The following is a 14,072-nucleotide window of genomic DNA, read 5'->3' on the forward strand; positions in this document are numbered from 1 at the left end:
CTATTTCTCCTGGCTGGCAGACGCGCAGATCACATTGATTCCACGGGCCTGAATCTGATCGCGGGCCTCCACGGGCAGGCGATCATCGGTAATGAGGGTATGGACGCTGCTCCACGGCAGTTCCAGGTTGGGAATTTTTCGGCCGATCTTGTCGGCCTCCACCATCACGATCACTTCGCGGGCAACCTCAGCCATCACACGGCTCAGGCCCAACAGTTCGTTAAAGGTGGTGGTGCCTCGGACCAGATCGATGCCGTCGGCGCCGATAAACAACTGGTCGAAATCGTAGGAGCGCAGGACCTGCTCCGCGACTTGGCCCTGGAACGACTCGGAATGAGGATCCCAGGTACCGCCGGTCATCAACAGCACCGGTTCATGCTCCAGCTCGCTCAGGGCACTGGCGACATGCAGGGAATTGGTCATCACCACCAACCCCGGCTGCAGTCCGAGCTGAGGAATCATTGCCGCGGTGGTGCTGCCGCTGTCGATGATAATCCGCGCATGTTCGCGGACCCGCTTCACCGCGGCCCGGGCAATGGCTTGTTTGTATTTGGAGACGGCTTGCCCGTTATCGGCGACCAGTTCCTGCGGCATGGGGACCGCTCCACCGTAACGACGCAGCAGCAAACCATTGGTTTCCAACGCGGCGAGATCCTTGCGAATCGTAACTTCCGAGGTTTCGAAGCGCTTGGCCAACTCATCGACACTGACTTCGCCCTGCTCTTGAAGCAAGGCAAGGATGTTGTGGCGGCGCTGTGGTGTGTTGCGCTTGGACATAAGGATAAGTTTCGATTCGAAAGATAACGTAAGTAATCAAAACCTATTGGAAGCATGTCGTCAAGACAAGAGCAGAAAAATTCAGAAACTGGGTGAACATGAACGCCATCGCGAGCAGGCTCGCTCCCACATTGATTGCAGCGTCCACGGGGCCCGTGTCAGCCGAGAATTCAGTGTGGGAGCGAGCCTGCTCGCGATGGCGGCGACCGGAGTTGTGGATAACTCAGGTTTTCTGGATTTTGACTGGGCGCTTCCAGCCATCGATGTTGCGCTGCCGCGCACGGGCCACAGCCAGTTGAGACTTATCCACATCCTGATTGATGGTTGAACCTGCTGCGGTGTTTGATCCATCACCAATGGTCACCGGTGCAACCAGCGAATTATTGGAGCCGATGAACACGTCCTCACCAATAGTCGTCTGATACTTATTGGCGCCGTCGTAATTGCAGGTGATGGTACCGGCGCCAATGTTGGTGCGTGCACCGATTTCAGCGTCACCCAAATAGGTCAGGTGACCGGCCTTGGCGCCTTCGCCCATGTGGGCATTCTTGAGCTCGACGAAGTTACCCACATGGGCGTGGGCTTCCAGCACGGTACCCGGACGCAGGCGAGCAAATGGGCCCGCGTCGCTGCCTTCGCCCATGACGGCGCCATCGAGGTGACTGTTGGCTTTGATCACCACGCCTTTTCGCAGGGTGCTGTCCTTGATCACACAGTTCGGGCCGATGACCACGTCGTCTTCGATGATGACCTTGCCTTCAAGGATAACGTTGATGTCGATGACCACATCGCGGCCGACGCTGACTTCACCGCGCACATCGAAACGGGCCGGGTCGCGCAGGGTCACGCCCTGAGCCATCAGGCGGCGGGCGGCGCGCAATTGATAGTGACGCTCCAGTTCGGCCAGTTGCCGGCGATCGTTGGCGCCCTGCACTTCCATGGCATCCAGCGGCTGCTCAGTGGCGACCACCAGCCCGTCGCTGACCGCCATGGCAATCACGTCGGTCAGGTAGTACTCGCCCTGGGCATTGTTGTTCGACAAACGACTCATCCAGTCGCCCAGGCGTTCAGCCGGTACGGCAAGAATGCCGGTGTTGCCTTCGGTGATCGCGCGCTGGGCTTCGTTGGCGTCCTTTTGCTCGACAATCGCTGTCACCTGGCCGTCGGCGTTGCGCACAATGCGGCCGTAACCAGTGGGGTCATCCAGCTCGACGGTCAGCAGGCCCAATTGCTGTGGAGCAGCATGCTTGAGCAGGCGCTGCAAGGTATCGACTTCGATCAGCGGCACGTCGCCGTAGAGAATCAGTACCGTATCGGCAGTAATAAATGGCACCGCCTGGGCCACCGCGTGGCCGGTCCCCAGTTGTTTATCCTGCAGGACAAAATTAAGGTCATCCGCCGCCAAACGCTCACGCACAGCATCCGCCCCGTGGCCGATCACCACGTGAATGCGCTGTGGATCAAGTTGCCGGGCGCTGTGGATAACATGACCGAGCATGGAATTGCCGGCCACCGGGTGCAATACCTTGGGCAGCGCCGAACGCATGCGAGTGCCTTGACCCGCCGCGAGGATAACGATTTCGAGAGACATGACTGGCTACCAATCCTGGGTGGTCAGCGGCTGCGACCAGATGATGAGTGTCGGAAAAAGAAAAAAGGGTAGCCGAGGCTACCCTTTTTAATCAATCGCACAGAAAGCAGACGGCTTAACCGCCGAACTTCTTGCGGATCTGCTGGACGGTGCGCAGCTGAGCTGCGGCCTCGGCCAGACGTGCAGCAGCAGAGCCGTAATCGAACTCGGCGCCGCGCTCATGCAAGGCCTTCTCAGCAGCCTTGACGGCTTCCTGAGCGGAGGCTTCGTCCAGGTCGGCAGCACGTTGCACGGTGTCGGCAAGGACCTTGACCATGTTCGGCTGAACCTCGAGGAAACCACCGGAGATGTAATACACCTCGGATTCCCCGCCCTGCTTGATCAAGCGGATCGGACCTGGTTTCAGATTAGTGATCAGCGGTGCGTGACCCAGAGCGATACCAAGATCGCCCAGCTCACCATGCGCAACCACCATCTCGACCAGACCGGAGAAAATTTCCCCTTCCGCACTGACGATATCGCAATGGACTGTCATAGCCATCTGATTGCCTCAACCTAAATTAGCGCCCGTTGCCGGGCGCCGGGATTACAGTTTCTTGGCTTTCTCGATCGCTTCTTCGATGCCGCCGACCATGTAGAACGCTTGTTCTGGCAGGTGGTCGTAGTCACCGTTGAGGATGCCTTTGAAGCCAGCAATGGTGTCTTTCAGGGAAACGTATTTACCCGAGGCACCGGTGAAGACTTCAGCCACGAAGAACGGCTGCGACAAGAAGCGCTGGATCTTACGAGCGCGGGATACCAACTGCTTGTCGGTTTCCGACAGCTCGTCCATACCCAGGATCGCAATGATGTCCTTCAGCTCTTTGTAACGCTGCAGCACGTACTGAACGCCGCGAGCGGTGTCGTAGTGCTCCTGGCCGATCACGTTCGGGTCCAGCTGACGCGAAGTCGAGTCCAGTGGGTCTACCGCTGGGTAGATACCCAGGGAAGCGATGTCACGGGACAGAACGACGGTGGCGTCCAAGTGGGCGAAGGTGGTCGCTGGCGACGGGTCGGTCAAGTCGTCCGCCGGTACGTATACCGCCTGGATCGAGGTGATCGAACCTTCCTTGGTCGAAGTGATGCGCTCTTGCAGCACGCCCATCTCTTCAGCCAGGGTCGGCTGGTAACCTACTGCCGAAGGCATACGGCCCAGCAGTGCGGATACTTCAGTACCGGCCAGGGTGTAACGGTAGATGTTGTCGACGAACAACAGTACGTCGTTACCTTCGTCACGGAACTTCTCGGCCATGGTCAGGCCAGTCAGGGCTACGCGCAGACGGTTTCCCGGCGGCTCGTTCATCTGACCGTAAACCAGTGCCACTTTGTCCAGAACGTTGGAGTCCTTCATCTCGTGGTAGAAGTCGTTACCCTCACGAGTACGCTCACCCACACCGGCGAACACGGAATAACCGCTGTGCTCGATGGCGATGTTACGGATCAGTTCCATCATGTTTACGGTCTTGCCCACACCGGCACCACCGAACAGACCGACTTTACCGCCCTTGGCGAACGGGCAAACCAGGTCGATAACCTTGATGCCGGTTTCCAGCAGGTCGTTGCCGCCTGCCTGTTCAGCGAAGGATGGCGCAGGACGGTGAATGCCCCAGCGCTCTTCGGTGGCGATCGGACCTGCTTCGTCGATCGGGTTGCCCAGTACGTCCATGATCCGGCCCAGGGTCGCTTTACCGACCGGTACGGAGATGGCTGCGCCAGAGTCGACAACATCCAGACCGCGCTTCAAGCCTTCGGTGGAGCCCATCGCAATGGTACGTACCACGCCGTCGCCCAGCTGCTGCTGAACTTCCAGAGTGGTTTCCGCGCCTTGTACTTTCAGCGCGTTGTAGATGCTCGGTACGCTGTCGCGTGGAAATTCCACGTCGATAACGGCGCCGATGATTTGAACGATACGTCCGCTACTCATAGCTGGATCCTCTGAATATTTGAACCGTTAAACCGCGGCAGCGCCGCCGACGATTTCCGAGATCTCTTGGGTGATCGCAGCCTGACGCGCCTTGTTGTAGATCAGTTGCAAATCACTGATCAGATCACCGGCGTTGTCGGTAGCGTTCTTCATCGCGATCATCCGCGCCGCTTGTTCAGCTGCGTTGTTCTCGACCACCGCCTGGTAAACCTGCGATTCCACGTAGCGGACCATCAAGCCGTCAAGCAGCTCTTTGGCATCCGGTTCGTAGAGGTAGTCCCAGTGGTGCTTGAGTTCCTGTTCCGGGGTCGCCACCAGTGGAATCAACTGCTCCACGGTAGGCTGTTGCGTCATGGTGTTGATGAATTTGTTGGATACCACGGACAGGCGGTCAATACGGCCTTCCAGGTAAGCATCCAGCATCACCTTGACGCTGCCGATCAGATCATTGATCGACGGCTCTTCACCCAGGTGGCTGATAGCAGCGACGACGTTACCGCCGAAGTTGCGGAAAAAAGCCGCACCTTTGCTACCAATCACGCACAGATCGATCTCGACGCCTTGTTCACGGTTTACAGCCATGTCCTTGACCAGGGCCTTGAACAGGTTGGTGTTCAAGCCACCGCACAGACCACGGTCACTGCTCACCACAACGTAACCGACGCGCTTGATGGCGCGGTCGATCATGAACGGGTGGCGATATTCCGGGTTGGCGTTGGCCAGATGACCAATTACCTGGCGGATGCGCTCCGCGTAGGGACGGCTAGCAGCCATGCGCATTTGTGCCTTGCGCATTTTGCTGACCGCCACTTTTTCCATGGCGCTGGTAATCTTTTGCGTGCTTTTGATGCTCGCAATCTTACTGCGAATCTCTTTTGCGCCTGCCATGTAACACCTATCAGGTTAGCAAGCGGGAGCCTTGCGACTCCCGCTGCGGCTTACCAGGTTTGGGTGGCCTTGAACTTCTCGATACCGGCTTTCATGCCAGCGTCGATTTCGTCATTGAAGTCACCCTTCACGTTGATCTTCGCCATCAAATCGGCGTGATCGCGGTTGAAGTAAGCAATCAGCGCTTGTTCAAAGCTGCCGACCTTGGCGATTTCGACGTCAGTCAGGAACCCACGTTCAGCGGCATACAGCGACAACGCCATGTCAGCGATCGACATCGGAGCGTATTGCTTCTGCTTCATCAGCTCGGTAACGCGCTGACCATGCTCAAGTTGCTTACGGGTCGCTTCGTCCAGGTCAGACGCGAATTGGGCGAATGCCGCCAGTTCACGGTACTGAGCCAGAGCGGTACGGATACCACCGGAGAGCTTCTTGATGATCTTGGTCTGAGCGGCACCACCCACACGGGATACCGAAACACCGGCGTTCACAGCAGGACGGATCCCGGAGTTGAACATGGCCGATTCCAGGAAGATCTGACCGTCGGTGATGGAAATCACGTTGGTCGGAACGAACGCGGAAACGTCGCCAGCCTGGGTTTCGATGATCGGCAGTGCGGTCAGGGAACCGGTTTTGCCGGTCACTGCGCCGTTGGTGAACTTCTCTACGTACTCTTCCGAAACGCGGGATGCGCGCTCCAGCAGACGGGAGTGGAGATAGAACACGTCGCCTGGGTAAGCTTCACGGCCTGGTGGACGGCGCAGCAGCAGGGAGATCTGGCGGTAAGCCACTGCCTGCTTGGACAGATCGTCATAAACGATCAGCGCGTCTTCACCGCGGTCGCGGAAGTATTCGCCCATGGTGCAACCGGAGTACGGTGCCAGGAACTGCAACGCAGGAGATTCCGAAGCACTGGCAGCCACGATGATCGTGTTGGCCAGGGCGCCGTTTTCTTCCAGCTTGCGAACCACGTTGGCGATGGTCGATTGCTTCTGACCGATTGCCACGTAGACGCAGAAAATGCCGCTGTTCTTCTGGTTGATGATCGCGTCGATCGCCAGAGCGGTTTTACCGATCTGACGGTCACCGATGATCAGCTCACGCTGGCCACGGCCGACAGGGATCATGGCATCGACAGCCTTGTAGCCAGTCTGTACAGGCTGGTCTACCGACTTACGCCAGATCACGCCTGGAGCAACTTTCTCGACCGCATCGGTCTCGGTGTTGTTCAGCGGACCTTTGCCGTCAACTGGGTTACCCAGTGCGTCGACTACGCGACCCAGCAGTTCCTTACCAACCGGAACTTCGAGGATGCGGCCGGTGCACTTGGCGCTCATGCCTTCAGCCAGAGACGTGTACGCGCCCAATACCACGGCACCTACAGAGTCTTGCTCCAGGTTGAGGGCCATACCGTAGACGCCGCCCGGAAACTCGATCATCTCGCCGTACATGACGTCGGCCAGACCGTGAATCCGCACGATGCCGTCAGATACGCTGACGACAGTGCCTTCGTTACGGGCTTGGGAGGTCACATCGAGCTTGTCGATGCGGCCCTTGATAATTTCACTTATTTCGGAAGGATTGAGTTGCTGCATTGCTCTGCTGCCCCTTCAAACTCAAGATTTCAATGCTTCGGCAAGTTTCGCGATTTTGCCGCGAATCGAGCCATCGATAACCAGGTCACCGGCGCGGATAACGACACCACCAATCAAGGCAGGGTCTTCCGTAACGTCCAGACGCACTTCCCGGTTGAGTCGTGCACTGAGAACCTTGGCGAGTTTGTCTTGCTGTTCTTGGTTCAATGCAAAAGCACTGGTCACTTCCACGTCTACCGACTTCTCTTGCTCAGCCTTGTACAGGTCGAACAATGCGGCGATCTCCGGCAGAAGCGGGAGACGGTCGTTTTCGGCAACGACGTGAATGAAATTCTGTGCCTTGGCATCGAACTTGTCGCCGCACACGTCAATGAACGTGGCGGCCTTTTCTGCGCTCGTCAGTCGCGGGGCCTTGAGCACGCGCTGCATGGTGTCGTCTTGCGACACCGCTGCTGCCAGGCCGAGCATGGCTGACCAATTGGCCAGTTGCTGGTGGGCCTGAGCGTGCTCGAAGGCCGCCTTAGCGTAAGGTCGGGCCAACGTGGTCAGTTCTGCCATGATCGCCCTCGCTTAAATTTCAGCAGCCAGTTTGTTTACCAGCTCTGCGTGCGCGTTTTGATCGATTGTGGCACCCAGGATCTTCGAAGCACCGCCAACAGCCAGGGCACCCACTTGGGCACGCAGGGCGTCTTTGACACTGTTCAGTTCCTGTTCGATCTCGGCTTGAGCCTGAGCCTTCACACGGTCAGCTTCGACGCGAGCCTGTTCACGGGCTTCGTCGACAATCTGGGTACCGCGTTTCTTGGCTTGCTCGATGATTTCAGCTGCCTGAGCTTTCGCTTCGCGCAGTTGCTGACCCACTTTCTCATGGGCCAACTCCAGGTCGCGAGCTGCACGGCTGGCAGCGTCCAGACCATCCGCGATCTTCTTTTGACGTTCGTGCAATGCCGCAATGACCGGAGGCCATACGAACTTCATGCAGAACAGTACAAAAATCAGGAACGCAACGGACTGGCCAATCAGGGTCGCATTAATGTTCACGCCAACACCTCGCAGTTACGTTGTCCATCACACCAATCTACTCGAGACATCCGAGTAATTAGCCAGCGATTTGACCAACGAACGGGTTCGCAAAGGTGAAGAACAGAGCGATACCAACACCGATCATGGTCACGGCGTCGAGCAGACCAGCCACGATGAACATTTTAACTTGCAGCATTGGAACCATTTCTGGCTGACGCGCGGCGCCTTCCAGGAACTTGCCGCCCAGCAGGCCGAAACCAATTGCGGTACCCAGTGCGCCCAGGCCGATCAACAGTGCAACAGCGATAGCGGTTAGACCAACTACAGTTTCCATCTTTCCTCCCGACTTTTACGTCGTATGGTTTAGGTTTTTTAGATTAAAGCGGTAAAACAAATCGTTTCATCAAGCCCGTTCGGGCCCCTTCCCGTGTGACCGGGAAGGACATCAGACTAGTCGAGACTGGCCTTAATGGTTTTCTTCGTGCGCCATCGACAGGTAGACGATGGTCAGCATCATGAAGATGAACGCCTGCAGGGTGATGATCAGGATGTGGAACACAGCCCACGCCCACTGCAGAACTACACCCAGGCCGCTGAGCCAGAGCAGACCGCTGCCGAACATCACGGCGATCAGGATGAACACCAGCTCGCCGGCATACATGTTGCCGAACAGACGCAGGGCCAGGGAGATCGGTTTGGCGATCAGGGTCACGAACTCCAGAAGGAAGTTCACCGGGATCAGCAGGGCCTGAACGAGAATGTTCTTGCTGCCGAACGGGTGCAGGGTCAGTTCGCCGATGAAGCCGCCGATGCCCTTGACCTTGATGCTATAGAAAATGATCAGTGCGAAAACCGAGAACGCCATGCCCAGGGTCGCGTTCGGGTCGGTAGTCGACACGGCGCGGAACGGGATGTGCGAATCGCCGGAGATCAGGATGGCCAGCTGAGGAATCCAGTCGACCGGTACCAGGTCGATGGCGTTCATCAGGAACACCCAGACGAAGATGGTCAGTGCCAGCGGTGCGATCACCGGGCTACGGCCATGGAAGCTGTCTTTCACGCTGCCATCGACGAATTCGACCAATACTTCAACGAAGTTCTGCAGTGCACCAGGCTGACCGGAAGTCGCCTTCTTCGCCGCCATGCGGAAAAGAAGCACGAAGATCAGACCCAGTGCGACCGACCAGCCGAGCGTATCGACGTGGAAGGCCCAGAAGCCCATTTCCTTGGCTTCTGCTGCGGTGTGAGCAAAGCCCCAGCCGCCATTGGGTAGCTGCCCGAAGGTCAGGTTCTGCAAGTGGTGCTGGATATAGCCCGAAGCGGTTGTCTCTGCCATGGTTGCCTCAAACGCCCTAAGGTCTCGAAAGTCTTGTTCTCATTAGCAGGGGAGCGAACCAGCTAACCAGTTGGGTCAGCACGAAGACGCTGAATACAGCCAGCGGCGCCAGTGGCTTCACACCTGCGAACGTCAATGCAAACAGCACTGCCGTCAAAATCAGTTTCCCCGCCTCACCGGCATAAAAAGACCGGACGATGGCTTGGGCTGCTCGGGCGCCGGAAAACCGAAATGCCCTGTGAGCGAAATAAATATTGGGAAGCAAGGCTATCAGGCCTCCGCAAAGCCCTGAGTATCCGGCGACGACTCCCTTCCATTGCCAGAGCGCCAAAGCAGCGATCAGTACAACGACGAATTGGGTCATCAACACCGGGAAAACAGCCAGACGATGGAACGGCAAGCGGTTTGGCGTGCGTGTTTCCATCGCTTTTGCTCTCCAATGATCGGCCGCCATAATTCAATAACTTGGCATAATTTGTGCCGACAAAATGCGCGCAGAGTATAGGGGCGGTTCTGCCCCTATTCAACTGCCAGGTAGTGATTTCCGACTGCGCGCTACAAGAGCAATTGTTTCAGCGAATGTGCGCAAGGACACCTTGCAGCTCATCGAGGGAGTTATAACCGATCACCAATTGCCCTTTGCCCTTCTTGCCGTGGCGAATCTGCACCGCAGAGCCTAGGCGCTCGGCCAGGCGCTGTTCCAGGCGTGCGATATCCGGATCGGTTTTCGGTGCTTCGACAGGTGCCGGTTTACCACTGAGCCACTGACGAACCAGTGCCTCGGTTTGGCGCACAGTCAGGCCTCGTGCGACAACATGTCGCGCCCCTTCAACCTGTTGATTTTCCGGCAAACCGAGCAACGCCCGGGCATGCCCCATTTCCAGATCACCATGGGACAGCATGGTCTTGATGACTTCCGGCAACGCAATCAGGCGCAACAGGTTGGCCACGGTCACGCGGGACTTGCCCACCGCCTCGGCGACCTGCTGTTGAGTCAGCTGGAACTCCTGCTGCAAACGCTGCAGGGCCACAGCCTCTTCGATCGGGTTGAGGTCTTCGCGCTGGATATTCTCGATCAGCGCCATGGCGATGGCGGTTTCATCCGGTACATCGCGGACCATCGCCGGAATGGTTTCCTGACCCGCCTGCTGGCTGGCACGCCAGCGGCGTTCGCCGGCGATGATCTCGAAGCGCCCGTTGGCGATCGGCCGAACCACGATCGGCTGCATCACGCCCTGGCTCTTGATCGACTGGGCCAGCTCTTCCAGTGCCTGCGGATCCATGTCCCGACGCGGCTGATACTTGCCGCGCTGGATCAGGTCCAGGGGCAAGTGTTGCAGCTCGCGCTGATCGACTTGTACGGCCTGCTCTTCCAGCGAACTGACAGTGGGGCCACTGAGCAGTGCATCCAGTCCACGTCCGAGACCTCGTTTCTTGACGGCCATGGGGTTTCCTTAAGTTGGCTGGGCAGCAGCGGTGCGTGGGTTTCGGCGCTGGCGGCGAACCATCTCGCCCGCCAGGGCCAGGTAGGCCAGCGCGCCCCGGGATTGTTTGTCGTAGGCCAGGGCCGGCATGCCGTAGCTCGGCGCTTCGGCCAAACGGATGTTACGCGGAATGACCGTATCGTAGAGCTGCTCGCCGAAGTGTTCCTTGAGCTGGGCCGATACGTCGTTCATCAGGCTCAGGCGCGGGTCATACATGGTCCGCAGCAGGCCCTCGACTTTCAGCTCCGGGTTCAGCAGTTCGGCAATGCGCTTGATGTTATCCACAAGGTCGCTCAACCCTTCAAGGGCGAAGTACTCGCACTGCATGGGGATAATCACCCCATCAGCGGCCACCAGGGCGTTGAGGGTCAGCATCGAAAGCGACGGTGGGCAGTCGATCAGGATGTAATCGTAATTTTCCCGAATCGGCGCCAAGGCGCTGCGCAGGCGGCTTTCCTTCATCTGCATTTCCAGCAGAACCACTTCGGCCGCCGTCAGGTCACGGTTGGCCGGCAGCAGTTGATAACCGCCGTGTTCGGAGAAATGCATGGCCTGGCCCAGATCGCATTCGCCGATCAGGACATCGTAAATGGAGTTTTCCAAGCCATGTTTATCCACACCGCTACCCATGGTGGCGTTGCCCTGTGGATCGAGATCGATCAGCAACACCCGGCGCTTGGTCGCGACCAGGGATGCTGCGAGGTTGATGCAGGTGGTGGTTTTACCCACACCACCCTTCTGGTTCGCTATCGCGAATACCTTAGCCATTGTTGCTTGTATTCCCAATCATGCCGTGCGGCGCAGTATCAGCAGATGGCGTTGGCCTTGGCAACCGGGTACGGCCAGGGCGTATTCGCTATCGAGGTGGAAGTCTGCCGGCAATGCTACCAGCTCATCGGCCGGATGAACGCCCTTCATTGCCAGCCAGCGCGTATCGGCATCGCCCAGGTGGCGAGTCCAATTGCTGAAGTTTTCCATGCTGGTGAACGCCCGGGAGATGATCCCGTTGAAAGGCTGGGCAGGCTGGAACGCTTCGACGCGGCTGTGGATAACTTGCAGGTTATCCAGTTTGAGTTCGAGTTTGACCTGGGTCAGGAAGCGGGTTTTCTTGCCGTTGCTGTCCAGGCAGGTCACTTGCGAGCCAGGAAACAGGATCGCCAGCGGGATACCCGGCATGCCACCGCCACTGCCGACATCGAGCCAGCGGCCGTCTTCGATGAAGGACATGACGCTGAGGCTGTCGAGCAGATGCCGCGAGACCATTTCATCCGGATCGCGCACCGCGGTCAGGTTGTAGGCCTTGTTCCATTTGATCAACAGGGCCAGATAGCCCAGCAACTGCGCGTGCTGGGCTTCGGTCAGGCTGACGCCGAGCTGACGGGCACCTGTGGATAACTCTTCGGCGTGTTGCGAGGTGACCATCGAACTCAAGCGCTTTGCTCCAACTGGCGGCCCGCGCCGCGTTTTTTCAAATGAATCATCAACAGGGAAATGGCCGCCGGGGTCACACCGGGAATGCGCGAAGCCTGGCCCAGGGTCTCTGGACGAGTTGCACCGAGCTTGCTCTGGATTTCCTTCGACAACCCGGAAATGCCTGTGTAGTCGATATCCACAGGCAGTTTTGTGTCTTCACTGGCGCGCAGACGGGCGATTTCGTCTTGCTGACGGTCGATGTAACCGGCGTATTTGGTCTTGATCTCGACCTGCTCGGCCACCTGCGGATCTTCCGCACCCTGACCGGTCACTTCCACCAGCCCGGCATAATCGATTTCCGGGCGGCTCAACAAGTTGAGCAAGTTGTATTCGTGGGTCAGCGGTGTGCCGAATTTGGTCGCGATGGCATCGCCCTGCTCGGTACCAGGACGAACCCAAGTGCTTTTCAGGCGCTGTTCTTCCAGCTCGATACTCTCGCGTTTCTTGCAGAACGCGGCCCAGCGAACGTCATCGACCAGCCCCAGCTCGCGACCTTTCTCGGTCAGGCGCAGGTCAGCGTTGTCTTCACGCAGGATCAGACGATATTCGGCACGGGAGGTGAACATCCGATACGGTTCCTGAGTACCCAGGGTAATCAAATCATCCACAAGCACACCGATATACGCCTCATCGCGGCGCGGGCACCAGCTGCCTTTGCCCTGGGAGCGCAGCGCTGCGTTGGCGCCAGCCAGCAGGCCTTGGGCACCGGCCTCTTCGTAACCGGTGGTGCCGTTGATTTGTCCGGCAAAGAACAGGCCGCCGATGACTTTGGTTTCCAGGCTGTACTTGAGGTCCCGCGGGTCGAAGTAATCGTATTCGATGGCATAGCCCGGACGAACGATGTGGGCGTTTTCCATGCCGCGAATCGATTGGACGATCTGCAGTTGCACGTCGAACGGCAGGGAAGTGGAAATCCCGTTCGGGTACAGCTCGTGCGTCGTCAGGCCTTCGGGTTCGATGAAGACCTGATGGCTTTCCTTGTCGGCAAACCGATGGATCTTGTCTTCGATCGATGGGCAATAACGCGGGCCGATACCTTCGATCACGCCGGAATACATGGGCGAGCGATCCAGGTTGGCAGCAATGATTTCGTGAGTGCGGGCGTTGGTATGGGTGATCCAGCAGCTCACCTGTTTCGGGTGCTGCGCTTTGGAGCCCATGAACGACATGACCGGAATCGGCGTATCGCCCGGCTGCTCGGTCATCACCGAGAAATCCACAGAGCGGCCATCGATGCGCGGTGGCGTACCGGTTTTCAGGCGACCGACACGCAACGGCAACTCACGCAGGCGCTGGGCCAGTGCGATTGAGGGTGGATCACCTGCGCGACCGCCGGAATAGTTCTGCATGCCGATGTGGATAAGTCCACCGAGGAAGGTCCCGGTGGTCAGCACCACGGAATCAGCGAAGAAGCGCAGGCCCATCTGGGTCACAACACCACGCACCTGGTCCTGCTCGACGATCAGGTCATCGGCTGCCTGTTGAAATATCCACAGGTTCGGCTGGTTTTCCAGGATTTCGCGGACAGCGGCCTTGTACAGGACACGGTCGGCCTGGGCACGAGTAGCCCGCACGGCCGGGCCTTTACGGCTGTTCAATACACGAAACTGAATGCCACCTTTATCCGTGGCCATGGCCATCGCGCCACCGAGGGCATCGATTTCCTTGACCAGATGGCTTTTGCCAATCCCACCAATGGCGGGGTTGCAGCTCATGGCGCCGAGGGTTTCCACGTTATGCGTCAGCAACAGGGTTTTAGCCCCCATGCGTGCTGATGCAAGTGCTGCCTCGGTACCGGCATGACCGCCGCCGATGACGATCACTTCAAAACGGGAAGGGAAATCCACCACGCACCTCGTGCCTGCTTAATTCAGGTAATTCGGAAAATAGGTTTGAGCCTGGCTTTGGGCGTTTTTCGAGCCAGGTCGGCAAGTATAGGGAC

Annotated in this window: 15 protein-coding genes; all 15 read right to left on the bottom strand. The window is 58.1% G+C overall.

Annotation, left to right across the window (positions count from 1 at the left end; all coding sequences use genetic code 11):
- The 15 genes from CRX69_RS26795 to mnmG all read right to left on the bottom strand — a co-directional run bounded on the left by CRX69_RS26795 (window position 1) and on the right by mnmG (window position 13,977).
- Complete coding sequence (locus CRX69_RS26795) at window positions 1-777, bottom strand: DeoR/GlpR family DNA-binding transcription regulator (protein ID WP_107323172.1); 777 nt, start codon at window positions 775-777, stop codon at window positions 1-3.
- Window positions 778-1,000: 223 nt separating this feature from the next.
- Window positions 1,001-2,368 carry a bifunctional UDP-N-acetylglucosamine diphosphorylase/glucosamine-1-phosphate N-acetyltransferase GlmU gene (gene glmU, locus CRX69_RS26800; RefSeq protein WP_107323173.1) on the bottom strand — a complete coding sequence of 456 codons (1,368 nt, stop codon included), beginning with the start codon at window positions 2,366-2,368 and terminating at the stop codon, window positions 1,001-1,003.
- A gap of 115 nt (window positions 2,369-2,483) precedes the next feature.
- Window positions 2,484-2,909, bottom strand: a complete 426-nt coding sequence (locus tag CRX69_RS26805) for a F0F1 ATP synthase subunit epsilon (RefSeq protein ID WP_047230094.1) — start codon at window positions 2,907-2,909, stop codon at window positions 2,484-2,486.
- Between the two features lie 45 nt (window positions 2,910-2,954).
- Complete coding sequence (gene atpD, locus CRX69_RS26810) at window positions 2,955-4,331, bottom strand: F0F1 ATP synthase subunit beta (RefSeq protein WP_047230095.1); 1,377 nt, start codon at window positions 4,329-4,331, stop codon at window positions 2,955-2,957.
- A gap of 27 nt (window positions 4,332-4,358) precedes the next feature.
- The gene (gene atpG, locus CRX69_RS26815) at window positions 4,359-5,219 is read right to left on the bottom strand and encodes a F0F1 ATP synthase subunit gamma (RefSeq protein ID WP_003207090.1); all 861 of its coding nucleotides are present in this window, start codon (window positions 5,217-5,219) and stop codon (window positions 4,359-4,361) included.
- Window positions 5,220-5,269: 50 nt separating this feature from the next.
- Window positions 5,270-6,814: a F0F1 ATP synthase subunit alpha gene (gene atpA, locus CRX69_RS26820; RefSeq protein ID WP_025216279.1), complete on the bottom strand. Its 1,545-nt coding sequence runs from the start codon at window positions 6,812-6,814 to the stop codon at window positions 5,270-5,272.
- A gap of 21 nt (window positions 6,815-6,835) precedes the next feature.
- Window positions 6,836-7,372: a F0F1 ATP synthase subunit delta gene (locus tag CRX69_RS26825; protein WP_047230096.1), complete on the bottom strand. Its 537-nt coding sequence runs from the start codon at window positions 7,370-7,372 to the stop codon at window positions 6,836-6,838.
- Between the two features lie 12 nt (window positions 7,373-7,384).
- Window positions 7,385-7,855, bottom strand: coding sequence for a F0F1 ATP synthase subunit B (locus CRX69_RS26830; protein ID WP_047230097.1), 471 nt, complete (start codon window positions 7,853-7,855; stop codon window positions 7,385-7,387).
- Window positions 7,856-7,913: 58 nt separating this feature from the next.
- Window positions 7,914-8,171, bottom strand: coding sequence for a F0F1 ATP synthase subunit C (gene atpE / locus CRX69_RS26835; protein ID WP_003097235.1), 258 nt, complete (start codon window positions 8,169-8,171; stop codon window positions 7,914-7,916).
- A 132-nt stretch (window positions 8,172-8,303) separates the two neighbouring features.
- Window positions 8,304-9,173 carry a F0F1 ATP synthase subunit A gene (atpB, locus tag CRX69_RS26840; RefSeq protein ID WP_047230098.1) on the bottom strand — a complete coding sequence of 290 codons (870 nt, stop codon included), beginning with the start codon at window positions 9,171-9,173 and terminating at the stop codon, window positions 8,304-8,306.
- A gap of 16 nt (window positions 9,174-9,189) precedes the next feature.
- Window positions 9,190-9,597 carry a F0F1 ATP synthase subunit I gene (locus CRX69_RS26845; RefSeq protein ID WP_047230099.1) on the bottom strand — a complete coding sequence of 136 codons (408 nt, stop codon included), beginning with the start codon at window positions 9,595-9,597 and terminating at the stop codon, window positions 9,190-9,192.
- Window positions 9,598-9,745: 148 nt separating this feature from the next.
- Complete coding sequence (locus CRX69_RS26850) at window positions 9,746-10,618, bottom strand: ParB/RepB/Spo0J family partition protein (RefSeq protein ID WP_003207098.1); 873 nt, start codon at window positions 10,616-10,618, stop codon at window positions 9,746-9,748.
- Window positions 10,619-10,627: 9 nt separating this feature from the next.
- Complete coding sequence (locus CRX69_RS26855; protein ID WP_003187199.1) at window positions 10,628-11,425, bottom strand: ParA family protein; 798 nt, start codon at window positions 11,423-11,425, stop codon at window positions 10,628-10,630.
- An 18-nt stretch (window positions 11,426-11,443) separates the two neighbouring features.
- Window positions 11,444-12,088 (bottom strand): 16S rRNA (guanine(527)-N(7))-methyltransferase RsmG, encoded by a 645-nt coding sequence (gene rsmG, locus CRX69_RS26860; RefSeq protein WP_107323174.1) that lies wholly within the window; start codon window positions 12,086-12,088, stop codon window positions 11,444-11,446.
- A complete protein-coding gene (gene mnmG / locus CRX69_RS26865; RefSeq protein ID WP_107323175.1) occupies window positions 12,085-13,977 on the bottom strand; it encodes a tRNA uridine-5-carboxymethylaminomethyl(34) synthesis enzyme MnmG in 1,893 nt (630 codons plus the stop codon). The genes rsmG and mnmG overlap by 4 nt, the downstream gene beginning before the upstream one ends.
- Between the last annotated feature and the right edge of the window lie 95 nt (window positions 13,978-14,072).

This window comes from Pseudomonas rhizophila (assembly GCF_003033885.1).
GTDB classification, from domain to species: Bacteria; Pseudomonadota; Gammaproteobacteria; order Pseudomonadales; family Pseudomonadaceae; genus Aquipseudomonas; species Aquipseudomonas rhizophila.